This window comes from Vibrio sp. 1180_3 (genome assembly GCF_029478545.1).
Classification (GTDB): domain Bacteria; phylum Pseudomonadota; class Gammaproteobacteria; order Enterobacterales; family Vibrionaceae; genus Vibrio; species Vibrio aestuarianus.
In genome coordinates this window covers 44373-69627 of sequence record NZ_SJFM01000020.1, presented here as the reverse complement: position 1 = coordinate 69627, position 25255 = coordinate 44373, and the positions used below count along the sequence as shown (strand labels likewise).

The 25255-nt window shown below is 43.0% G+C and carries 19 protein-coding genes; 11 read left to right on the top strand and 8 right to left on the bottom strand.

Translation table 11 applies throughout. From position 1 onward, the window contains the following. Positions 1–10 precede the first annotated feature (10 nt). On the bottom strand, positions 11–2026 hold the full coding sequence (locus EYW48_RS13250; RefSeq protein ID WP_277432532.1) for a diguanylate cyclase: 2016 nt from the start codon (positions 2024–2026) through the stop codon (positions 11–13). Positions 2027–2332: 306 nt separating this feature from the next. On the opposite strand from EYW48_RS13250, the gene EYW48_RS13245 reads away from it, so the two are divergent. From EYW48_RS13245 to EYW48_RS13235, 3 genes are read left to right on the top strand one after another with little or no spacing between them, the layout of a single operon-like run. Beyond that, on the top strand, positions 2333–3070 hold the full coding sequence (locus tag EYW48_RS13245; RefSeq protein ID WP_171980740.1) for a 5-oxoprolinase subunit PxpA: 738 nt from the start codon (positions 2333–2335) through the stop codon (positions 3068–3070). Between the two features lie 39 nt (positions 3071–3109). Continuing rightward, a complete protein-coding gene (locus EYW48_RS13240; protein WP_176313437.1) occupies positions 3110–3829 on the top strand; it encodes an allophanate hydrolase subunit 1 in 720 nt (239 codons plus the stop codon). Continuing rightward, a complete protein-coding gene (locus EYW48_RS13235) occupies positions 3826–4755 on the top strand; it encodes a biotin-dependent carboxyltransferase family protein (RefSeq protein WP_277432531.1) in 930 nt (309 codons plus the stop codon). Before EYW48_RS13240 ends, EYW48_RS13235 begins: the two co-directional genes overlap by 4 nt. A 75-nt stretch (positions 4756–4830) precedes the next feature. Here the strand turns inward: EYW48_RS13235 and EYW48_RS13230 are convergent, their stop codons facing one another. The 3 genes from EYW48_RS13230 to EYW48_RS13220 all read right to left on the bottom strand — a co-directional run bounded on the left by EYW48_RS13230 (position 4831) and on the right by EYW48_RS13220 (position 9704). Beyond that, complete coding sequence (locus EYW48_RS13230; protein ID WP_261927896.1) at positions 4831–6279, bottom strand: FAD-dependent oxidoreductase; 1449 nt, start codon at positions 6277–6279, stop codon at positions 4831–4833. Positions 6280–6588: 309 nt separating this feature from the next. Then, positions 6589–9030: an ABC transporter permease gene (locus EYW48_RS13225; protein WP_277432530.1), complete on the bottom strand. Its 2442-nt coding sequence runs from the start codon at positions 9028–9030 to the stop codon at positions 6589–6591. Continuing rightward, the gene (locus EYW48_RS13220; RefSeq protein ID WP_277432529.1) at positions 9030–9704 is read right to left on the bottom strand and encodes an ABC transporter ATP-binding protein; all 675 of its coding nucleotides are present in this window, start codon (positions 9702–9704) and stop codon (positions 9030–9032) included. The genes EYW48_RS13225 and EYW48_RS13220 overlap by 1 nt, the downstream gene beginning before the upstream one ends. Here EYW48_RS13220 and tesA point away from each other — a divergent pair. From tesA to EYW48_RS13200, 4 genes are all read left to right on the top strand, one after another. After that, on the top strand, positions 9703–10305 hold the full coding sequence (tesA, locus tag EYW48_RS13215) for a multifunctional acyl-CoA thioesterase I/protease I/lysophospholipase L1 (protein ID WP_172532515.1): 603 nt from the start codon (positions 9703–9705) through the stop codon (positions 10303–10305). The two genes, EYW48_RS13220 and tesA, sit on opposite strands and share 2 nt — an antisense overlap. 80 nt (positions 10306–10385) lie before the next feature. Then, entirely contained in the window at positions 10386–11585 is a 1200-nt protein-coding gene (gene fabV / locus EYW48_RS13210) for an enoyl-ACP reductase FabV (protein ID WP_277432528.1), read from the top strand. A 198-nt stretch (positions 11586–11783) separates the two neighbouring features. Further along, a complete protein-coding gene (locus EYW48_RS13205; RefSeq protein WP_277432527.1) occupies positions 11784–13694 on the top strand; it encodes an EAL domain-containing protein in 1911 nt (636 codons plus the stop codon). An 88-nt stretch (positions 13695–13782) separates the two neighbouring features. After that, on the top strand, positions 13783–15441 hold the full coding sequence (locus tag EYW48_RS13200) for an ABC-ATPase domain-containing protein (RefSeq protein ID WP_277432526.1): 1659 nt from the start codon (positions 13783–13785) through the stop codon (positions 15439–15441). Positions 15442–15582: 141 nt separating this feature from the next. Here EYW48_RS13200 and EYW48_RS13195 read toward each other — a convergent pair whose 3' ends face one another. The 4 genes from EYW48_RS13195 to EYW48_RS13180 form a co-directional block, all read right to left on the bottom strand. Then, positions 15583–16203: a DNA-J related domain-containing protein gene (locus EYW48_RS13195; protein WP_053311044.1), complete on the bottom strand. Its 621-nt coding sequence runs from the start codon at positions 16201–16203 to the stop codon at positions 15583–15585. A 513-nt stretch (positions 16204–16716) separates the two neighbouring features. Continuing rightward, the gene (locus tag EYW48_RS13190) at positions 16717–17409 is read right to left on the bottom strand and encodes an HAD family hydrolase (protein ID WP_261916026.1); all 693 of its coding nucleotides are present in this window, start codon (positions 17407–17409) and stop codon (positions 16717–16719) included. A gap of 125 nt (positions 17410–17534) precedes the next feature. Next, positions 17535–19346, bottom strand: a complete 1812-nt coding sequence (locus EYW48_RS13185) for an HD domain-containing phosphohydrolase (protein WP_277432525.1) — start codon at positions 19344–19346, stop codon at positions 17535–17537. 69 nt (positions 19347–19415) lie between these two features. After that, positions 19416–19928, bottom strand: coding sequence for a hypothetical protein (locus tag EYW48_RS13180; RefSeq protein ID WP_171980753.1), 513 nt, complete (start codon positions 19926–19928; stop codon positions 19416–19418). Positions 19929–20333: 405 nt separating this feature from the next. Here EYW48_RS13180 and yghU point away from each other — a divergent pair, with 405 nt between their 5' ends. The 4 genes from yghU (at position 20334) to EYW48_RS13160 (ending at position 25229) form a co-directional block, all read left to right on the top strand. Beyond that, the gene (yghU, locus tag EYW48_RS13175) at positions 20334–21191 is read left to right on the top strand and encodes a glutathione-dependent disulfide-bond oxidoreductase (RefSeq protein ID WP_277432524.1); all 858 of its coding nucleotides are present in this window, start codon (positions 20334–20336) and stop codon (positions 21189–21191) included. A gap of 96 nt (positions 21192–21287) precedes the next feature. Then, complete coding sequence (locus EYW48_RS13170; RefSeq protein ID WP_274693540.1) at positions 21288–21758, top strand: CreA family protein; 471 nt, start codon at positions 21288–21290, stop codon at positions 21756–21758. A 198-nt stretch (positions 21759–21956) separates the two neighbouring features. Then, a complete protein-coding gene (locus tag EYW48_RS13165) occupies positions 21957–23261 on the top strand; it encodes an inosine/guanosine kinase (RefSeq protein WP_168524244.1) in 1305 nt (434 codons plus the stop codon). A 249-nt stretch (positions 23262–23510) separates the two neighbouring features. Beyond that, positions 23511–25229, top strand: coding sequence for an EAL domain-containing protein (locus EYW48_RS13160; RefSeq protein ID WP_277432523.1), 1719 nt, complete (start codon positions 23511–23513; stop codon positions 25227–25229). Positions 25230–25255: the final 26 nt, after the last annotated feature.

The following is a 25255-nucleotide window of genomic DNA, read 5'->3' as shown; positions in this document are numbered from 1 at the left end:
AAAATTTCATTTATAAATCAATCTTCTTTAAACTTTCTCTATCAACCAAAATATAACGCCCTTTACCAGACGACTTGGCCATATACATCGCAGAATCTGCCGCTTTAAGGATGCTATCTAAGCTTTCGTTGGCATCATCAATGAAATAAACACCAATACTCACACCAACCTGCAATACTTTGCCATGATAAACGATATTCTGTGTCAACAAATCCAGTAAGCGCTGCGCCAATAATGCGACACTCATGCGATCACTCGGAATAACAACAAGCACAAATTCATCTCCCGATAACCGGGCTACCATATCTTGGCTCCGTACCTGTGACAACAAACGCTCTGCCACTTGTTTTAACACCTCATCCCCAGCATCATGTCCATGCGTATCGTTTACTTGTTTGAACCCATCTAAATCAAGATAAAGCAACGAAAAGCTCTGCAGTTGCTGCTTATTTTTAACTAAAATTTCATCTAATCGACGATAAAGATGGGCACGGTTTGCTAACCCCGTCAGTGAGTCATGATGAGCCAAGTGCTCAAGCCGCTCCATTTCTTTCAGGTTAGACAAGTCAGATAACATGAAAACAAAGTCATAACGATGGTGATTATCTTGCCGAGTAATGCGATTCACTTTGACAAACATCGGTACTAACGTGCCATTTTGATGCTGCTCCCAGATTTCGCCCTGCCACTGGCCATAATTCATCACAGAGGATGTAATGGTCGGCATTAATGAGGTGAACTGCTGCCATGACAACACCGAGCTCGGCTTATGATTCACTAATCTCTCAGCAGGATAACCAAGTAAGCGCGTCACGGCAGGGTTAACCATGGTAATCACGCCGTCTTGGTTAATCACCATTAACCCATCTTGACTGTTTTCAAATACTCGTGCCGCCAATCGTTGACGACTAAGCGCCGCCTCGATATCGGTGACATCTTGAATGGCGAAAAGCATTTGACCAGGACGAGATAAAGCTCGGCTGCTCAGTTGCAATAGCTGCAGTTGTTGAAAAACGTCTTTTACCGTAATAAGTTGTTCATCCAATTGCGCTCGGTTGATGATCGCACTTCGGATAGTATCAATCTCATCGCTATTCAGTATATTGAGTAAATTTTCACCTTTTAGATACCCAGGTGTACATTTAAATACGTGATTAGCCGCACCATTAAAATGGAGGATCACGCCAGAATCATTGACCACAATCAACGCATGCTGAACCGTTTCCACCACTTCATTGGCAAATGATTTTTCTTGCTCGAGTTTATCTAAAGTAAATAGAACCTGAGTCTCTCTTTTTTCCAGCCGGTCAAGCATCGTATTGAACGCGGTAACTAACTCTCCAATTTCATCATCGCTGTGGCTAACCAACTGTTTACGCTCGCGGTGTTCAATAAATAGACACATCGCTTGATTGAGCGAAAAAACTGGGTCAACAATCAATTTTTGCACCATCAAATACAACGTAATACCGCACACAAGCAGCAATACGAAAAAGAAAAAGGCGTTATACAAAACAGTTTGGTAAATTTCATCAAACGATTGTTTCGATATCGTAACTCTTAAAAAACCAGCCTTCTCATTTTCAATAATTATTGGGACGCGTAAGTAAATAAAATTTTTCGAGACTACGTAGCTGCGCAGTCTAATGTGATTGCGTTGCGCTTCGTTAGGTATCGGCGCGATAAAATTGTTGCTTTCGTATATTCCTGTTAATTGTTCATTGTTATCAAACAGCTTTACGCGTACCACATCGCTATCGGCAGCAAAAGCCGATAATATCTCTTGAGCGGTGTAACTATCACCAAATAGCACCGCAATCTGCAGGTTATACGCTACCCCTTTAGATAGCACTTGCACCCGTTCAATCAACTCCGCTTGCTTTTGCTTTAATTCCGTTGAGATGCTGAACCACTGAGAGCCTATGAAGATCGCTGTCATAAAAAATAAAATGGGGAGCATCAATTTAAATCGTAGGGATAAATGACGAAACATAGCTATTGCCCCTCGACTGTCTGCACAATGCATCGAATACTCATTACGTTTTTATTTTCCATCGAATCCTTTACCAACCAGAATGACTCCGCGGAGCAGTAAGTTCTATAAGTACTAGCAGCCTCCAAAGCCTCACCTTTCATGCAATGAATCGATAGAGTGGCGACTTTCGCAATTCTTATATAAGGAAAGTCTATTATTTCATTTATCAATATCTTATTGTGGCAAAAGGTATAGGTAAGTGATGGATAATTCCTCAAACAATGAATCGGATCACTGTTTATTGGGTACAATTCCTGCAATTTAATCAGAAATAAGGCAACCAGGACGACATTATTGGTGACAAAACGAATAATTACGCTTAATTGCGATATGGGAGAAAGTTTTGGTGCTTGGAAAATGGGCGCCGATGAACTGGTGATGCCTTGGATTGATATGGCCAACATTGCCTGTGGTTTTCATGCTTCTGACCCACATGTAATGAGCCAAACCATCGATCTCGCCATTCGTCATGATGTCATGATTGGGGCGCACCCAGGCTACCCTGACCTACAAGGCTTTGGCCGCCGTTCGATGCGCTTTAATGAAGAAGAAATTTGTGAGCTTCTAATCTATCAAATTGGTGCACTCAAAGCTTTGTGCGAAAGTAAAAACACGCAAGTCAGTTATGTGAAACCACATGGTGCGCTCTACAACGACATGATGCGTGATAAATCTATATTCCGCGCAGTGGTCGATGCCGTTTCCTGCTTCAATGTTCCACTTATGATATTGGCATCCAGTAATAATCAAGATTACCTTGATGTAGCAGACCATTACGATGTGCCACTGCTGTTTGAAGCTTTTGCTGACAGAACTTATCTTGCTAATGGCATGCTAACACCAAGAACGCAAACCAATGCTGTGCTTAGCAATGAAGAGGCGATTATTAACCAAATTAAACAGATCGTTCACTATGGCAAAGTAACCAGCGCTGATGGTTTTGTGATCCCAATTGAAGCGGACACCATATGCGTTCACGGCGATAACCAAGATGCCATTGAGCTGATTGAAAAAATTCGCCACTGTTTAGAGTAGAAATTGCTCCGTACTTATCACACTGACAAGGAACGTCCATTGAAACTCAATTTCTCCATTGAACCCATCGCGGAATGCAGCCTTCTTATCCGTTTTGCACACCCTGCATCGACGCGGCTGTCATTGGATATTGGAAATATTGCCCAGAACATCACGGAGCAACTTCAGCATTGCATCATGAATGTCACGCCATCCTATAACTCAATATTGATCGACTACCTCCCCTATCGAATTTCACAAGCTAAACTTGAATATCTGTTACTCAATACTCTACAAACCGTGACGTCACACGATACAAAATTACCTGACTGTATTGAGTTGCCGGCTTATTATGATCTGCAAGTCGCACCTGACTTAGCTCGGTACCATCAAAAGGGGCTCTCCACTGAACAGGTCATTGAACTGCATACTCAACGAATTTACACCGTTTGTGCGATTGGCTTTACACCCGGCTTCGCCTTTATGACTGATGTTCATGATGACCTAGTCATGCCTCGTCATACAACACCTCGCTTATCGATTCCAAAAGGCAGTGTCGCCATTGCCGAGTCACAAACAGCGGTCTATCCAAGTCGTTCCCCGGGAGGCTGGAATATTATCGCCAATTGCCCCTTATCTCTATTTGATGCAAACCGTGCCCCAATGACGCCTTTTACCATCGGGGCACAAGTGAAGTTTACGTCAATTTCTGTCGAGGAATATAGCGCACTCGGTGGGCAACTTATTGATCGTGGGGATTTCAAGGAGACCAAGGCATGAATGCGGCTTTACGTGTAATCAAACCTGGACAGCTCAGCTTAATTCAAGACTTTGGGCGCTTTGGCTTAAGCCATATTGGCATTGCTCAATCAGGCCCTGTTGATGACTATGCGTACAGTTGGGCAAATCATTTATTAGGTAACGAGGTTAACTTACCCACCTTAGAAATAACCCTTGGACAAGCCGAATTCAAAATAGAGCATGCCTGTATGCTCGCTATCGCTGGGGGGAACTTGTCAGCAACCTTAGATGGGAAGCCTATCGACAACTGGCAAAGTTTTGGTGCGCAAGCTGGGCAAACGTTAAAATTTGGCTTGCCGAAAAATGGCTTGAGATCTTATCTAGCCGTGCGGGGAGGTTTTGCTGTCACTGCTCACTTGGGCAGTGTTTCAACCAGTTTAAAGGAAACGTTAGGTGGTTTGAACCAAAATGGCGAACCTTTGCAAGCAGGAGCTGCACTCAGTTTCAATCCACACCCTATCGATCACAAACCCACCCATATTACTTTTCATTATAAGCCGGACTATGATTTACCACTCAAACTTCGAGTCATAGAAAGCTACCAAATCGATTCATTTGATCCTCAGATTATCGAGCAGTTTTACCATTCTAGTTTTACGGTCAGCCAACATGCCGACCGAATGGGTTATCGCTTAAATGGGGCAATTATCAGCCCACCAAGTGAACCGATTTTGTCAGAAGGTATCGCTTTGGGTGCAATCCAAATCCCCCCTGATGGACAACCGATCATTTTACTCAATGATAGACAAACCATTGGGGGTTATCCGAAAATAGGCTGCGTAGCACGAATCGATTTACCGCGTTTGGCTCAAGCAAAACCGGGACAAAAAGTGCAGTTTGTTCGGGGGGACTTGCAAGGACTTCAGGAAGTGTGGAGCCAATGGGCGCTATTTTTTGGTTATTAGGTTTACTTACACTAAAAAGAATTAAGGAAGTCGCTTACTTAACCGCGGCTTCCTTGAACAAAAGTAATGCCTTTGTTAAACGACTCCGGCTACTTTGGCTAACGCTTCAGGGTAGGCTCGAAGCCTGGCTAATTCTATCGCCTTCTCTTCAATCTGTTCAAGGCTAAAGCTCATGCTGATCGGGTGACGATCTTCAATGGTGGCAGACACGTCGTTGTTATCGGCTAACTGCCAGTGCTTAACGATTTTTGTGGCCGCTTCTAACGCTGACGAACCTTTTACCACTTCAATGCGCGCATAATGGTTCGCTTCAAACGTGACATCAGCAGCTCTTAACGTTGCATCTTGCCCGGGAATTTGCTGAGCACCAAACAGTGGCTTACCACCCACTTTAGCTTGTGCATAAGCGGGAATGAATTGGCTCATGTGCATAATCGCACGTTCACTACGCTCTTGTAGCGCTTCTTGTTGCCAACCTTGTTTGATTTTGCGCTCTAAATAATCAGGCAGTAACGGCTGTGATGACTCTGAATTAGACGCAACTAAACCGTCCTTAAACAGGGTTATACCTTCTGTCATGCCGTGCAGCTGGAATATACCATCTGCATAGGGCGTTAACTGTGCCATACCCTGAGGAGTACCTCTCGGGCCATGGAAAATTACTTCCGGCCAGTGTTGATGACATTGTGCCCACTGTGTGACATAGGCAGCTTTAAACTCAACAAGCCTCTGTCGAGGCGCTCGAACTAAGTCATCAACCTTACCCGTCTCATAGCCACAAGCATTGATTAGGTAATCAACCGATAGCTCTTGCTCTACACCTTGTGCATCTTGATAGGTAAGTTGCCATTGATTATCGACAAAATCGGATTGAACCAAGGTCGCTTGTGTCAGGACTTGGCAATTAGGCATTGCTTGCAGCGCTAACTCCGCACTGGCCGCTAAACGAAAAACACTCCAACCGTATTCTTGTACCGCCACGACTGGGAACTTGAGTTTGCTTAAATCCGTATGTTGGGCAAAGGGGATTAACCAATCATCAAAGGTTTCCGGTGTTTCATTTTGCTCTAAAGCCACCAGCTTTTGCAATTCTGCTTGGCTGTATAACTTAAAGTAATCATCAGGTTCACCGAGCTGTTTGTTGCGCCAGTCTTCATCCACCAGTTGCTGATAACTGCGCTGAATAAGCTCGAGTCGCGGCAGTAAATCATGCGGGTTACCACCATCACTATGTGGTACTGCAATCACGGTTGGACGTCGGTTTAAGGTATGCGGATAAAGGCGCACTGTATCAATAGACTGTTTCAATAGTTCCAAACATTGCTGCTGAGAAATTTCACGATAAAGATTGCCCCCCGCATGTAAGTGGCAGATAGGCGGCCCGCTCACCAACCCCTTGCCTTTTTCCAACAGTATTACATTTAACCCTAACTCTCCCATGTGGACAGCGGCCGTCGCACCGGCTACACCACCACCAACGATAGCGATACTAGGGGACTCTGCGTTTAACTTTTTATATAACATAGAATTAGGGCTACTCTTGAAATCTCGGGCGTATTCTAAAGCTTATAAAGCGTTAATAAAATCACATTTTTTACGCGGTCTTATCCGTTTTATATCTAACAATCAATACGCAAGAATGATAAATAATATAAAAAATGACTTGACTCAATAATGCCAAAACGATGATTTTTCAACCTTGTGAATAACAAAACTGCTCAACCCAACGTAACCACGGGGCTAGACGAGAATAAGCAGTTATCAACATGCTAAGTTATCCCAAACTTTATCCACTGTTTTTGTGGATAACTAGGTAAGAGTTCATTCTCGCTTCTAGCTAAACTCTTTATTTATAGGGGTTAGCAGCCTTTTAATTAAACTGTTAACCACTAGCGCTAGTGTGCAAAAAGTCACGAAAGGCAAGACAAGCCACATACTGTAATGCGCTACCGGGTCTAGTTCAAAACCAAACTTCATCACCCCTGCCACCACAGCATCTGAACCAAGGCTTGCCACTGCTCCTGCCACCAATGCCATCAGTCCATATTCAGCCCAAATAGTTTGCTCAACTCGTCGCTTACTGGCCCCCAAAGTGCGATAAAGACGTATTTCCTGCTGACGCTGACTTAAGCTCAAACGCAACAGAGTAAAAATCAATAAAATGCCCGCAACCACCCCAAGCCCGGCCAGAACCGTAATTGACCAGACGATTTGTGTTAATAGGGTTTGGATCTTACTCCCCATCGAGCGAATATCCATCAGGCTGACTGTGGGATAGGTACGAGATAGATTGGTTAAAAGATCATTGTCTTTATCTTGCGCCCTAAAACTGACTAACCATGTCGCAGGGATCGCTTGCAACACATCAGGAGTGAAAATGAAATAGAAGTTCGGCTTCATTTCTCGCCATTCCACTTGACGGATCGAATTGACTTGCGCTTCAACGTGTTGACTGTTGATCACAAAGCCTAAGGTATCACCGATCTTTAGCCCTAGGTCGCGTGCAACATCAGACTCGACAGATACTCCATTTTGCTCGCTCCATTGCCCTTCGAGTACTTGATTGTATGTCGGTAACGCTTCACCCCAAGTGAAATTCAGTTCACGCCTTAACGCGTCGGTTTTTTCTTCATCTTCAGCATTCTGTTTTGCTTGCTGACCATTAATCGTAGTCAGACGTCCGCGAATAATTGGATAGGCTTGCGAACGTTCGATGCTGGCCGCATCAAGTGTATCTAGGTATGCCTCTCTCTCATAGGGTGCAATATTGAGCGCAAATGCGTTATGCGCATCACTGGGCAGTGTGCGTTGCCAATCGGAGAGTAAATCGGTTCGAACTAACCACATAATGGCCAATAGCATCAATGAAAGTGCCAACGCGCCAAATTGAATGCCAGTGGTCATAGAAGAGCGGTTGATGCGGCTCAATGCCAGTTTTAGAGCGGTAGATAATGGCAAGCGCCCAAGCGACCGAGTGAGCAGCACACTCACTAACGCTAACACCGCAAATAATGCCACAATACCGACCAGCACAATCCATACTAAGCTGTTGCTCCAATAAACCACAAGCATAGGGATGATAGGAATAAGTACTAAGCTCAAGTTACGGCGATGACTGGTCTGCGCTTTCACCGTTTGCATTACATTCAATGCATTGGTGTCTAACAGATGCATCAGTGGAATACCAAGCGCTGGCACCGCAATCAGCAAACTGGCAATCACAGCAATCATTGCGGGTTTGATGCCATAACTCGGTAACGGATTCGGTAGCAAGTCAACCAGAGGGACGCGCAGTAAAAACTCTAAACCAATGCCAATCAGCACACCAAATACCGCCGCTGACACAAACAAAATCAGCACTTGTACTGCCAACCATTGGCTAATCCAACGTCGACTTGCACCCAAGCTTTTCAGCATGGCGATCGTCTTTTGGCGAGTAGAAACGTAATGCTGACACGTCAACACCAAGGTTGTCGCTGCCATGATGATCACGATCGCCACCGTCAACGATAAATATTGCTCGGTACGCTCAAACACTTCATTAGTTCGACTGCCGCTGTTTCTATCTCGCCAGCGGTCACTTGGCGTTAACGCTATCGATGATTTTAATGTTTCAATCTGCGCATCATCACCATTAACAAATAAGCTAAATCGTACCCGACTACCCAGTTGCAGCGCCCCAGTTTTCGCTACGTCATCTTGGTGAATCAGCACTGCTGGCATTTGCTGGAAAGGATTAAAACTCAGACCAGGCTCTTCGACGATGCGCCCTGAAATGATGAAATCTGCATCGCCTAATGTGACTTTATCGCCAACACTGACCTCTAATTGAGTAAATACGCGCTCATCAAGCCATAGTTGGCCAGGAGACACACGGTTAACCGTTGCCACACCGTCAGACAGGAGCATCTCGCCACGTAACGGATAAACGCTATCCACCGCTTTGACAGTAACAAGCTGCATGCCGTTGTCGCTAAACGCCATGGTAGCAAAGCGCGTCAATTGGGACGACGGCAATTGTAGCGTTTGCAGTTGTTCTAGTAATGGCGTTGGTAATGGGTTAGACGAAATATAAACACTGTCAGCAGTAAGTGCATCCTTGCCTTGTTTGACGATCACTTGTTCCATCCGATCAGCCAAAGCAGTAAGCGCAAAGATACAAGCGATAATCAAAGTTAAAGCAACCGAGATCGGCCATAGCTGCCCATGGCGAATCTCACCAAGGCTCCAGCTAACCAGACGCTTGTTTAATGATGTTTTTAGAGCTTGGGCCATTATCGCTCCTCCAACATACCTGCCTGCATACGCAAAGTGCGATCACACTGAGCGGCTAACGCAGGATCATGAGTTACCAACACAAGCGTGGTGCCATGTTGCTTGTTTAGTTCAAACAGCAGTTCAACCACTTTAGCCGCGGTTTCTTGATCGAGATTCCCAGTCGGCTCATCGGCAAACAGTACTTTAGGATTGATCATAAAAGCACGAGCTAAAGCGACTCGTTGCTGCTCACCGCCAGAAAGTTGAGAGGGTGAATGATGCATACGATGCTCTAAGCCGACCGAAATCAACAGGGATTTAGCACGTTCAATGTCTTCTTTTTCGCCTTTTAACAAACAAGGTAGCGTGACATTTTCCAATGCAGAGAGGCTTGGGATCAAAAGAAAACTTTGAAATACAAAACCAACCGATTCACTGCGAATCGCCGCGCGCGCTTCATCATCAAGTTTGGATAGTGGCTGGCCAAGCAGTTCAACTTCACCTTGAGTCGGTGTATCCAGCCCCGCCAACAAAGTCATTAGCGTCGACTTCCCCGCACCTGAAGTCCCGACAATTGCAACACTCTCGCCACTTTTGATCTCTAAATTCACTTCTTTTAAGATTGTTAAATGCTCTTGATTGGTAGAGACTGTTTTAGACAATGACTGTGCTTTTATTATGGATGTTTGCATGACTCGATTACTTTCCTTGCTTGGTATTTTATTATTCTCAGCTAACGCTAGTAGTACCACACTCTTGATACTGGGCGATAGCTTAAGTGCTGGTTATGAAATGCCCATAGAAAGCGCTTGGCCCAGCCTATTACCCAGCGCGCTCGACGCTCAAGGTAAAGAGGATGTCACAGTTATCAATGCGAGCATTTCAGGTGACACCACTGGCAATGGTTTAGCCAGGCTTCCCGCGCTATTAAAACAACACTCACCCGACGCTGTATTGGTTGAACTTGGCGCCAATGATGGATTACGTGGCTTCCCACCGGCCTTAATCGGTAAAAATTTAACCGCGATAATCGACCACATCGAACAACAAAACGCGACACCAATTTTGATGCAAATTCGTATTCCACCTAACTACGGTAAACGCTACAGCGATGCGTTTTATAACCTTTACCCTCAACTTAGCAGCCAAAAACAAATCACATTACTGCCCTTTTTCTTAGAGCAAGTGATCATCAAGCCCGAGTGGATGATGCCAGATGGCTTACACCCTAAGGCTGATGCTCAACCTTGGATTGCTGAATATGTTGCGCAACATTTAGCACAGCATCTCTGATTTTAATGGTCTAGCTCAATAAACTTTACTTAGCTTTACGTTATTTTGACTTCATCTCTCTATCACCAAAGGTACAAACTATGCGCATTGAACCTGTGATCAAAGGTGTGGTCGCTCGCTCTGCTCATCCCAAAGGGTGTGAACAAGCGGTTCTTCAACAAATTAATTACGTTAAATCCTGCAAACCGATCACTCATGGGCCAAAACGAGTCCTTATTTTAGGCGCCTCTTCTGGCTTTGGATTAGCCGCACGCATTGCACTAACTTTTGGTGGTTCGAATGCCGACACGATTGGTGTTTCGTTTGAGAAAACCCCTTCAGATAAAGGCGTCGGCACTGCGGGTTGGTATAATAATCTGTTTTTTAAGCAGCATGCTGAACATGCAGGTCGAACCGCGATTAATATTGAGGGTGATGTTTTTTCTCAATCCGTTCGCGAACAGGTCATTGAAGCGATAGAGACCTACTTCGAAGGTGAAGTGGATTTAGTGATATATAGTATTGCCAGCGGACTACGCCCTAAACCAAATTCAGAGCAATTTTGGCGTTCGGCGATCAAACCTATTGGTGAATCAGTCTCTGGTGCAAGTATCTTGCTAGAAAACGATGCGTGGGTAAACACCACATTAGAACCAGCCAGCGATGAAGAAATTGAAAGCACACAAAAAGTAATGGGCGGGGAAGATTGGGAAAATTGGATCGACACGCTTATCAATGCGGAATCTATCGCTCCGGGCTGTAAAACTGTTGCTTTTTCCTATATTGGACCACAAATCACCCACCCTATTTATCTTGATGGGACACTTGGTCGGGCCAAAATCGATTTGCATCAAACAAGTCATGCACTGAATCTTAAACTGGCCAATTACAGTGGTAGTGCTTACGCAACGGTGTGTAAAGCTCTGGTCACTAAAGCCAGCGTGTTTATTCCCGGCCTAAGCCCTTATATTCTTGCTTTGTATAAAGTGATGAAAGAGAAACAAACACACGAAGGCTGTATTGAACAGATGCAACGCCTATTTAGCGAGAAGCTCTATTGCCAAGGAAAAGTGCCAGTAGATAGTGAACGTTTGATCCGCTTAGACGATTGGGAACTTAACCCTGATACCCAGCAAAGAGTTGCAACAATCCTTGCTGAAATGGACCAAAGTAATTTCCAACAAATTGGCGATTATGCTGGTTTCAAACAAGAGTTTATGCAATTAAACGGTTTCGGCTTCGACGTAATAGACTACTCCAGCGATATAGATATCAATCAATATATAAAACTAACTTATTGATTATTAGTGTCACATTTGTGAGACGTAGCCAACTATCCTCTAGTCCCGATATTTTATCGGGACTTTTTTTTGTTACATTGACGACCCGTTCTTATACTTAAGACTGACTGGTTTCTAACGAAGCCCAATTCAATGGTCGTTTACCTAGAGCAAAGGATGCTCGGCTGTTAAGCTTGGTTGCCACAGGATTTGATTATTATGTCAAAAATCAATACACAAAATCTGCCTATCCCTTCATCCATTTTGGAAAACTGGCAGCGTATTGTGGATTTACTCGCTGAGATTTTGCATGTCCCCGCGGCGCTCATTATGCGAGCAGATTCAAAGCATATCGAAGTGTTTTGTAAAAGCACAAATACCGCTAACCCGTACCAAGTTGGAGCCAAAGAGCCTCTAGAACAAGGCCTCTATTGTGAGACAGTGATGTCGACTCAAAAAGAGCTGCTTGTGCCCAATGCGTTAGTGAGTGAACAGTGGCAACATAATCCTGACGTCTCACTTGGAATGATTGCCTACTGCGGCATACCTCTAGCATGGCCCAATGGCGATATTTTCGGCACCATATGTGTACTTGATAGCAAAGAAAACCATTTCAGCCACACTTACCGACAGTTGTTAGAATGCTTTCGTGAATCAATACAATCTCAACTCACTACCCTATATCAGCATATAAAACTGCAACAGTTAAATGAAGAACTGAAAGCTCGCGTCAACAACCGAACGCAAGATTTGGCAAATTTGAATTATTCTCTGACACAAGAAATTGATAAACGTCGCGCCGCAGAGCAACAAATTCAGTTCCAAAAACTTCACGACATTGGTACTGGCTTTTTAAACCGTCACGCTCTCGAATTAGAGTTAAAGCAGGGGCTCCTTGATGCTTTTGAACAAAACACGCAAGTTGCTGTTGTGCATATCGGTTTTACCAATGCGCGCCATATTCAATCACATTTTGGCTATCGAGCTTGGGACAATGTCATTACCCGCTACCGCGAACGACTAGGAAGCATAGAAAAAATAGAACTGATCACGGCTCGTCCAACCTCAACCGATTTAGTTCTGGTGGTTAAAGCCAAGCAACTGACCCGACATTTAGAAACGTTATGCCATAAATTGGTCGACGTTAATCATTCCGAGTTCATTGTTGAACAGCATAAAATTCACTTACATGCTTATATCGGTATCGCCACCAGTTTAGATACCACCAGCGCTAGGGAACTACTCAAACAAGCCTCCTCTGCGATGGTTTCTTGCAAAGACTCTGGGCATAAGTTCTGTTATCACTCGCAAGCGTTTAGTGACTCTCTTACACACACTAATCAATTGGAAAGCTACCTGCTGCGCGCGGTAAGAAATGACGACTTAATGCTCTATTTTCAACCTAAAGTATCACCCATAACGCGCCGCTGGACAGGTGCAGAAGCTTTACTTCGCTGGCGTCATCCAGTGCTCGGAGATATATCCAATGAAACTTTGATCCACATGGCAGAGCAAAATGGTTTGATATTTGAAGTGGGAAATTTTGTATTGCGCGCCGCCATCGAAAAAGCCAGTCAGTGGGTAAAACAGGTCGATGATTTTAAAATGGCGATCAACGTTTCCGCAGTACAGTTAAAAAATGTGCAGTTTGCCGAACAGATCCGTGAGCTGTTAACGACTTACCAGCTTCCTGCACAATATCTCGAACTGGAAGTAACCGAGAGCTGTTTAATTGCTGATGAAGTCGTCGCAAGCAATACTTTGCGAGCGCTTCATGAACTTGGAGTGACACTGTCACTCGATGATTTCGGTACTGGCTACGCTTCGTTCAGTTATTTGAAAAAATTTCCCTTTGATTGCATAAAAATAGATAAGAGCTTTGTGCAGCAACTAGATCACAGTGATGAAGATAAAGAAATTGTGCGCTCTATTATCCACGTCGCGAAGAAATTAAAACTCAAAGTGATACTCGAAGGTATTGAGAATCAGATCCAAGAAGATTTTATCATTAGCGAAGGCTGTGATTTTGGTCAGGGCTATTTTTACGGTCGACCAATGCCTTGTGATGAATTTGAAATAGGGCTACTGAATCAAAATTATCTGCACACCTTTGAAACAAAGGTACTGTAGTTTAATGGAAATCTTGATCATTCCTTTACTCTCAGAGTGGCGATTCCTATAATCGCCGCCTTTCTCTTTGCAAACGAGCGATATCGAGATGGATTTATTAACATCAATTCTCAAAAAGCTAGAAAAACAGAACTACCGTGCCTACCAACAAATTAAAGGCCAATACGATTTTGGTGATTTCACCTTGTATATCGATCATATCCAAGCCGATCCCTTCGCTTCTGCGTCTCGCTTTCGCGCAACGCGTGCTTGGTCACTGACAGATTTGGAATGGCTAAGAGAAAAATCACCAGCGTATCAAATGGCCGCAAGAGACTTCATCGCACGCAGTTTTGCTGAATTTTCAAAACAAGAGAACCACATTTCAATCGCACTAACAGGCCAAACGGTTCTTGACAGCACAGCGGTGTTGTTTACTGAACATGGTATTGAGCTGCGTTTTCGCATCAATCTTCCGGCAGAAGGGCGCGATATTCTGGCCAAAAAAGCGCTGAATATTATTACCTTTTATCTGCCTAAGTTTATTCGCCGGGCGACGATCGAACGCGAGCTTAATAAAACCGCCATGCTTACGCATTGTGAGGTGATTGAAGATCAAGAAATCATGCGCCACCAACTGGAAAAACATAACCTCGTTGCATTCGTGGCAAATGGTAGCATTCTTCCTCGCCTTGCGGGTAATTGTGATTTACCGATGAAAGATGCCATTACGTTCCAAGCACCGCCATCGTTAGAAATTGAGTTAGAGACGCCTAATCAAGGTAAGATCAAAGGTCTGGGTATACCGAAAGGCATTACGTTAATCGTTGGTGGCGGTTTTCATGGTAAATCCACCCTCTTAACGGCAATTGAACGCTCCATTTATAATCATATTCCTGGAGATGGACGAGAACGTATTGTCACTGATCTCAATGCAATGAAAATCCGTGCTGAAGATGGACGCTGTGTGCATAATTTGAATTTATCGAATTACATCAATCATCTTCCTATGGGCAAAAACACTTCCGATTTCAGCACTCAAGATGCATCGGGCTCGACATCTCAAGCGGCGTGGTTACAAGAATCAATTGAAGCTGGCGTCAGTACTTTATTGATTGATGAAGATACATCCGCCACGAACTTTATGATCCGCGATGAACGTATGCAGGCACTGGTAAGTAAAGGTGATGAACCTATCACGCCACTGGTTGATCGCATTGGACAACTTAGAGACGATCTCGATATCTCAACACTGATTGTGATGGGTGGCTCGGGTGACTATCTTGATGTAGCCGATACTGTTATCCAAATGCATGACTATCACGCTGTTGATGTCACGGAAAAAGCTAAGCAGGTCATAAAACAACATCCTACAGAACGTCAAAATGAATGTGAAACCTCATTAGAAACATTTGCGCCTCGCTCAATCAACCGAGCGGCATTACAAAAGTTATTAGTCGACGGGAAGTTCCGAGTCTCAGCCAAAGGCGTCGATTCGCTTCGCTTTGGAAAAGAATTCGCTGATTTGACTGCGTTAGAGCAGTTAGAATCGGCATCGGAAGTGAACGCAATTGGTTGGACATGGTTTCAATTTGCTCAAGCTCCCGGCTGGTCAAATAAGCCAGCAGAAGAGATGAACGCCCTGCTCACAGAATCTTGGCATCAAAACATGCCAAACCATGGTGACTTAGCCAAACCGCGCATACTAGACGTTATGGCTGCATTAAACCGCATGCGTAAATCTCAATTTAAAGTCAGCGATGCTTAAACGAGTGATTGCCAGTTAGCAAACAATAACCCACCAGCGGATAACCAGTTATTTACTAATACTAGTATTAAATACAACGCGAATATAAAAAAGAAGCGAAAATGCTTCTTTTTTATATTAAATTCAATCAGTTAACCAAATTTAATCGTGTCGCAATACATTCCATGCTTCGCATAGCACCCTGAAGGTTTCAGCATTACCGTTGTCCCGATCGGGATGCCACTTCAACGCCAGTTTTCGCCATGTTCTGCGAATTTCCAGTTGCGTCGCCTCGGCAGGCAATTTGAACAGCTTCAAGGCATTCATTCGATTCATATTTAGGTCATTGGTTCCTCCGACCGCTTTACGGTAACGGGTCCAGAACTCATTTAACAATCGCCGAACTTCTCCTTCATTCGCCTCGTAGTTATGCCATTGTGTATAGTATTCACGTAGCGGATCGTCCAAATCGATTTCACAATGAATGGCCCTTTGCGCTGGCATTAACATAATATTCATCGCTTCAACTTGTAGCCATTTTTCCGGATACAATGTCTCTTGCAACTGATACAAGGCATTCATAATTAAAAAGTTACGCTTGAAGAGATCTTTCTCGGGGGAATCATCTAACACAGGCATAAAGCCAAGTTCACTTAAATTCGCGGCTAAAGTGTGTACCTTCCAACCTGAAGGCTGCTTGCGCAACACTTCAAGCATCGGCCAAAGCAGAGGGTTTTCCATATAGGATTGAAACGTAGCAGTAAGTTCTTGGCTTTGAGACATAGCATCGTAGTTCGCATAAAGATTCTATTGTCATTCAAATCTATGATGCACTTTTTGTCGAGTTTCTTGCTCCATCTTGTGTTTTCTTTTTGAACTGGAGTCCGTTTCTCACACCTTCTATCAACAAAGAGCTTTGCAACTTAGCCATATTGGTGAGTGAATTTTGAACAACCGAATCCGCTGAGTAATAAATAGCAAGACAATCCTCGACAATTTTTTCTATGAAGTATGAAATGCGTCTAAATTTAGAAACTAAGATTAAGTTTCCCAACAGCGTGTAGCAATTAGTGTTTATTCTATAGATATGGAGAACTTCTTTCTCCTTTTGCTGCCGAGATATCAATATGAAACATATAAATCTAAAACAAGAAGAGATCGACTGCTGCCCACTTTGCCAGCATGATGAGTACTTGATTTCCGACAACCAGGAAAAATTCATTTGTGGTCAGTGTGGCTTTCGAACTGATAACCTACAAAGTGTTCGAAAAATGATAGCGACTCACGCGGTCTCTATCAGTTATAAGCATATTCATTCTTCTGCCCACAACGTTCACTAAGCCAGATCTTAAGATCCAGTAATGAATTAATGACCACCACATTCGAATCTTTAGAGCGAGCATTCGGATTTAGAGGGGCTAGCTGAAAAGTTGGCACCTCAGCGTTGACTCCCGCCTCGACTCCTTTTTCAGAATCATCGACATAAATACACTCTTCTACTAGAAACCCCATACTCATCGCACAATAACGAATTAAGTCTGGTTCTGGTTTCCAACTGTTCGCTTCAAAAGCAGAAAAAATACGACCTTCGAAGAAGGTATTCAAACCGCAACGCTCTAAAATAAGAACCATTTTTTCTTTAGGGGCATTAGATGCGACGCAATACTCAATACCTTGTTGATCTAGATAGTTAAGTAATTCCAGCGCCCCCTCCATAGGTAATAGACGCTGCTGAAATAAGCGGTCGAGCTCAACCCGGTATCGCTTTTCGAGCAGATCAATATCGGCATCAATTTTGGCGTACGTTCGCGTTTGAACTAAGATATCGGCTATCTTACCACCTTCAAAATGATTACGGATTTGATCAAAAGAAAGCTCAGCGCCAAATTGATTGAATACCTCAACCAAGGCTTCACAGCATAAACGCTCACTGTCAACCAAAGTACCTTCACAGTCAAAAATAATGCAATTAATTTTTTTCTCAGTCATAAACGCTTCCTTTTATCAGCCTTAATCTTAATATTTGGAGCATTACTTGGAATGATTGAGTTAACAGAATGGAGCGAAGGTAAGAACGGATGCGTATAACTTCCACACCCGTCACTCTTTTTACATTAAATGATATTTTTACAATGAAGCGAGATTGATAAATGATTCGCCGGGGTATCGGGGTAGAGATTGCGTATTTCAACAAAATCATCCAGATGCTCAAGTAGAAGCACCACGAGGGTGGGATCAAACTGAAAGCCACATTCACGCTTGAACAAACTCACCACTTTGTCCAGCGGCCAAGCTTCTTTATAGCAACGTTCACTGAGCAATGCATCAAACACATCAGCAATCGCCGTTACGCGAGCAAACAGATGAATCTCTTCACCTTTTTTCTGACTCGGATAGCCTTCGCCATCCCAACGTTCATGATGCTCATGGGCGATAATCGCAGCCAATTTAGTGATATCACCATCGCTGGTATTTAAAATGTTGAATCCGACAGTCGTATGACTTTGCATTACTCGCCATTCTTCAACGTTTAATTTACCTGGTTTATCTAATATCGCCTCTGGAATCGCAATTTTACCGACATCATGCATTGGACTGATGATTTCGATCATCTCGACCTCGCGGTGAGTCAAACCACACAATTTAGCCAGTAAGGCGGACAATTGGGCCACCCTTTTTACATGGTTACCCGTTTCACCAGAGCGCGTCTCTATCGCCTCGCCTAGCAAATGAATCATCTCTCTCTGAACGGTTAGAGTTCGTGATTGCAATGCGACAATCTTACGATTCTTACGAGCTAATTCTCGTTTTTGTTTCAACGTCACACTTTGCATAATAATAACGATCAACAAACCAAGAATAATACCGCTAGCGGTGACTAGAACTTGCCAATTTTGCTCTAAATAAGAGAGAGGACGGTTGGTAATCACGGCATTTTTTGGCAAATCATTTACGTCAATATGATGTTTCTTTAGAGCATGATAATTAAAAACCGGCGTTATCACGTCGATTGTTTCAACTTCATTATCCAGCGCTAAAGGAATAAAGCGACCAAGCTCAACTAAAACCGTCTTTCCAAGTTTCTCAGAACGGCTGACATAGCCGCCCACTATATCGTTACGAATATAAAACTCCCACATGACAAAAATGGGCGCAGCGCTCGCCTTGCTGAGTCGATATGAAATCTCTTGATAAGTGTGTAAAACACCTTGGCCAATTTCAGTATTAAAATGAGAAAGCAACACCGCATCGTCCGCAGATACAGAGGCAAGAAAGTGCTCAGTATCAGCAAGAGAAAGATCGTTTATCTCAATAAGCTCAATGCCGTTTAGCACACCTGTCGTCAGAGCAGAATCAAGGTTACTTCTTACCAGTTGTGAGGTCTTGCTTTGATCAGAAAGATAATAAAGCTTCTGCAAGTTCGGCCTTAGTGAACGAATTAGCTTAAAATTGCCCAAAACATCGTCTTTTTCGTAGATAACAACGTTGTTCTTAGTAAGCTCATCCAAGGTCGCATTTTGATCATTAATACCAACAGCAATAACAGGAGTATCCGGGCGGATAATATTGGTGAGGTGCTTGGCAATGACGAGAGCGTTGTCATCGGTCACGATCACGGCATCAAAAGGATAACCTCGATATTTAACATCGAAATAGTTTTTGACCTGTGCAAGGTATTCTTGACCGTAAACTCTTTTGGTATCGAGATATTCAATCGACAGCTTGATCGGTGTGTCACTGCCAGCAATCGTATTGTCAATCACCTTCTGCAACTCATGAGTCCATTGATAAGAAGCCTCATAAGAATGCAGCACTAACACATATTTTAGTTGCCAAGGATTTGATTGAGCCGAAAATGAAAAAAATAACGCATAGAAAGCAACGGAAATCCACTTTAGCCAATGTTGCCAGCGTGTTTTATTCATGTATTTTTCTCTTCAATAAGCCACGGATGATGTTTGCAAACAAACATCATACCTAGCCATCACGATAACCTATTGTTCTATATATACATTATTACTCAATTCGTGATCTGTGGACCATTTTTTAAGTAATAAAGCTGCAAAATTTACCGAATTACCAAATGCATGTTTATCCAACATCACAAGATCGGAAACCAAAATTTCATCGTCACTATGGGTAACTAAGCCCGCCGCCACCGGCTCACCTTGGTGAAAGCCTAAATACAACTCACACGGCTGTGCATAAATGATCTGAGTAAAAAACTCGATAATATTGGCTTTATCTTCCTCATTAGCCCATAGACTAGCTTGTAAAACTGCAAACCAAATTGTCTGACGATGAAAATCAACCAAGTACACATCATCAAGCAAGCTTTCATCTAGAACTTTCTCTGACGCTTCTAGCAAGCGGTAACTTCGTCCAACGAGCGCTTCTTGATACAAACTCCGCCCCTGAAGGCTTTCTTGAGTCGGAAACTCCACATCAACTTGGGAAAATAGCCACTGATTTTTAATTGCCGCCACATTAGGTAGGTTATTTGTCATGATGATCTTCTTCTTTTCATTATTGCAGGCAGGATACTAACCAACCCCTTGTGCGACAAGTAATTCCTGACAGTACTGCAATTAAATACCTACCCACTAAATTTATTTCGTGATTACACTGCAAAAGAGTTTCTCCGATAAGCATGGATAAACGTTGTAACTGAAAGGATCAGTAGCACCGCCGCTTCAATGAACAAGAGAATAAAGGGTATGAAATAGAGGGCGTTCAATAATTCGCAGCAACAATATATACTCTTGGATCTCAAGTAAGGCATACCTTACCCTTAACAACACTAAACCCTCATCCAAATTACGGATGATTCAAAACAAATATGACAAATGTTATTCGTTTTGAAAGCCAGTAACAAAGCACATTTGTAGGTTAATCATAAATAGGGAAAAATGATGAGCAATAAATACACACCACCGAAAATTTGGATTCATGATACAACTGGCGGTAATAAGTGGGCTAACATTAACCGCCCTGTTTCAGGCTCAACCCATGATAAAGCCTTACCTGTAGGAGCGCACTCTTTACAGCTTTATTCACTCGGTACACCTAACGGACAAAAGGTGACGATTCTTTTAGAAGAACTGTTAGCTTTAGGTATTACAGAAGCAGAGTATGACGCTTATCTTATTAACATTGGCGAAGGTGAGCAATTTTCATCGGGGTTTGTTGCTGTAAACCCAAATTCAAAAATTCCTGCTCTGATTGATAAATCGGCTGAGGAAGAGATTAATGTCTTTGAATCTGCTTCAATTTTAGTGCACTTAGCAGAGAAATTTGGTCAGTTTTTACCGAAGGCTGGCAGTGCCAGAACTCAAACGTTTAATTGGCTATTTTGGGCACAAGGTTCAGCTCCATTTCTAGGTGGTGGTTTTGGGCATTTTTACGCTTACGCCGATGAAAAAATGGAATACCCAATCAACCGCTTTACAATGGAAGTCAAACGACAACTTGATGTTTTGGACAAGCAATTAGCCAAGCATACCTATATAGCCGGTGAAGAGTACACGATTGCCGATATAGCTATATGGCCGTGGTACGGTAATTTGGTGCTCGGTAATCTGTACGATGCCGCTGAGTTCTTGCAAGTTGAAACTTATACGCATGTAATACGTTGGGCAAAAATGCTTGAAGCAAGAACTGGGGTGCAACGTGGTCGCTTGATCAATCGCTCACAAGGTGAAGAGTGGGAACGAGTACCAGAACGCCATTGCGCACAAGACATCGATAACGCATTAGCATTACGACCATAATTAGGCCACCCCATGCGCATGGTCGATCTTTTTTTTGACCATGCAATTTCAAATTCATTTGTAGTGAGAGAGTCGCTAAAAAACTAAGGAATAAAAATGAAAAAGCTACTGTTAATAATCGGGCTATCTACTCTACTCGCGGGTTGTTCAGATAACGAAGTGGGTGATGTGGGCCTTGGTTGGTTCACTTTAAAAGACATAAAAATCGATCAGTTAAAGGATGATGTTGTGACTGGTGTTACTTGTCACATTGCCTCTATCAAAGCGGATTTAAGCCTTTCAGATCCCAGTGACAGCTCCATTTCATGTCGTCAAACTGGTGAAATTACCCCAGAGATGATCGCTAAAATTGATAAAAGTAAATCTGGTGAGGTTGTTTTTAAGCAGTCAAAGAGTATTTTCTTTAAGACGATGAAAGTAAGAAGAATTTATGATCCAGAAAATCAGACGCTTCTCTACCTTTCTTATACAACCAAAGAAACTGACGGTAGCTTTAAGCATAGCCTTTCAACCGTGCCACTCTGGGGTACCCAAGCTTATATCGCTCAACCTGAAGCAACTCAATAACCTGAATTCAAATATATACCCAAATAACTTGAAGTTGCAGGCAGGCGGCAAGTGAGTTCATCCCTTAGCCCAGTTAGAGGTTAAGTCGTACACAAACATCGGCGACCGAAGATTAGGTCGCCTTTTTGTGCAATAAAATGAAAGTAATATTTCATTTTTGTGATACCATGCTGAAAATTTTCAATTCCATTTTTCAACATGAAATTTCCTGGACAGCGTAAATCTAAGCATTACTTTCCAACCCATGCTCGTGACCCTTTAGTCAATCAAATTCAACAAACACCGAAGCTGCATCGTCCGACGATAGTCGGTGTTGGACAGACTATTGTTGATATTGAAGCTCGTGTGGACAACGAATTCTTAGAAAAATATCAATTGAGCAAAGGTCACTCTTTGGTATTAGAAGAAAGCAAAGCCGATGCGCTCTATGAAGAGTTAGTGGAACGAGGTTTAATTACCCATCAGTATCCGGGAGATACTATCGGTAACACTCTACACAATTATTCGGTCCTCGCCGACAGTAAATCTGTATTGTTAGGCGTTATGTCGAAAAATATTGAAGTGGGCTCATACAGTTACCGTTATTTGTGCAGAACATCTTCACGCATGAACCTCAACCATCTTCAAACGGTTGATGGCCCTATCGGACGTTGCTACACCTTAATTTCGGATGATGGAGAACGAACCTTCGCCATTAACGAAGGGCACATGAATAAACTTCGCCCAGATAGCATCCCTAAAGAGGTATTTGAAAAAGCGTCGGCTTTAGTGGTTTCTTCATATTTGATGCGTGGAAAACCAGAAGATCCGATGCCTCTTGCGGTCAAACGTGCCATTGAGTTCGCTAAAGAAAAAAACATTCCTGTCGTGCTAACCTTGGGCACAAAGTATGTGATCGAAGGCAACGCTAAGTGGTGGCAAGACTACATTAAAGAAAATATTACTGTAGTGGCGATGAATGAAGAAGAAGGTGAAGCGTTAACTGGCGAGAAAGATCCCTTACTCGCCGCCGATAAAGCACTTGAATGGGTTGACCTTATCCTCTGTACGGCCGGGCCCGTAGGTCTTTACATGGCCAGTTACACCGACGAAGAGTCAAAGCGTGAAACCGAGTTACCACTGCTGCCAGGCAATATTGCAGAATTCAATAAATACGAATTTAGCCGCGCAATGAGGAAACAAGATTGCGATAAACCCGTTAAGGTCTATTCGCATATCGGCCCTTATTTGGGTGGACCATTAGAGATCAAGAACACCAATGGTGCGGGTGATGGTGCGTTATCTGCATTGCTGCATGATATGGCGTCTAATAGCTACCACCAGCGTAATGTGCCTAACTCAGCCAAACATGATAAGCCTTACTTAACCTACTCTTCTCTTTCACAGATCTGTAAGTACGCAAACCGTGTGAGCTATGAAGTACTAACCCAGCATTCTCCACGTTTATCGCGAGCCCTGCCAGAACGTGAAGATAGTCTAGAAGAGGCTTACTGGGACCGTTAACACTATCACTTTGTAGAAGCGGTGAATCAGCCGCTTCTCTTATGCTTTGCCTTCTAAGAACATTTCCCCACCAAAACAAATTTGCTAACCCTCTATATTATCTCTCTTTTTTATACACAGTTTCAGATTGAGACATCTTGTTACACACGCTATAGTATTCATATTGAGTTAAGTATTAGAATCTATACGTTGCCAAATGCGTAACTCATAAGCTTTCCCCATTTCTGCTTAGGCTAGGGTGTTTTATCTATGTCGTTACCACAGGACGAGCTTTTAATTACCGACTACGACAATGATGTTTTAAATCAACGTTTAGTCCATATCTTCGATTTTTTTAACGAAGGTCTATTTTATATGGGCAACGATGACACAATGATGCTCTATAACCCTGATTTTTATCATCAATTTGGTATTGAAAGTGACACGCTGACGTTTTCTGATTGGCTTAGTCTTGTTCATCCTATGGACAAAAAACTTCTGCAACATCGAGTCAATGAACATATCATTACTGAAGAGTCAAGAGCCACCGTTCAATACCGAGTAAAGAAAACCAATGGTCAATATATATGGCTAGAAGGAAATGCTGTCACCAAAACCATTGACGGTGAACATTTTATGATTGGTAGCCATAAAGATATCTCCGACCAAAAACTGATGGAGGACTATATTCATCAGGCGGCTTTTTTCGACAGTGCATCAGGGCTATACAACCGTAGTAAGTTACTACTTGATATCGATGAGATCACCAATAAAAATGCTGAATCTTATGCCTTAATCTACATTCAGCTCGACGACATCAAGTCCTATTTAAACCAGTACGGTACAGATATTGTTAAAGATCTACTCAACCATGTCGTCAGTGCTTTGCATGAATTACCGGATGAATTGGCTGACTTTTACCGTATCCGTTCTGATGATTTCGCTATTTTGCTTAAAGGTAATCATCAATACGATGAGCTAAAACATATTTGCTCGCAGATCATGAAGCATTATTCGAAATCAGCGACTGAACATGGGCATCTTTATGGTAATGATATCAGTATTGGTGTGTTACCTAATCTAGACAGTACCTACCAGGCAGAAGAGCTAATTAACATCGCATCCAGAACCTGTCAGTTTGCTAGTGCTAAAAATAACTCACGAATTGAGATTTACAGTGGGCGGATCCAAAAAAGTGTCGATCGCTTCTTCTTCATTGAACGCGGGTTAAAAGAAGCACTGAATCAACGCTCTCTTTCCGTCAAGTTTCAACCCATTATCAACGCACAATCAGGCAAGGTTTCAAGCTTTGAGGCGCTAGTGCGTTGGCGTTCATCCGAATTTGGCGAGATCTTTCCCGATGAATTTATCCCAGTGGCAGAAAAGAAAGGATTAATCGTTGATTTAGGTTATTTTGTGTTTGAAAAAGCCTGTGAGTTTATTGGTCGTTATAACAAGCAAAACGGCGTCGATATTCGCGTGAATATCAATGTTTCTGTTCTGCAGTTACTCAACAGCAACTTCCCGAATAACATTTTAATGATGGCAAAGACTGCCGATGTACCTCCCTCTTCCATTATGTTAGAGCTGACGGAAACCGTGATCTTAGATGGGGATAAGAATGCGTTGAATCAGCTTCATTCACTCAGTGAAATGGGCTTCTTGCTCTCTTTGGATGATTTTGGCGCTGGTTTTAGTTCTCTCAACAGCTTTTTCGATCTACCACTGAATCAAATAAAAATTGATAAGACTATTGCCTGGAAAACGCAAACCAACCACGCATCAGAGCAATACCTTGAGTTTCTGATCCAATTATGCCGTTCAAACAATGTCGACATTGTCATTGAAGGCATTGAAACAGCTGATATGCACCAAAAATTCAAAGAGATGGGAGCAACTTACCTGCAAGGTTATTGGTTCTCCAAACCTCTCTCTCTTGCCAGTGCAAGTCGTTATACTTTAGGCGCTCTGAGCACAAATTCAGTCTAAAAGCGAGGTCATCAATGACCTCGCTT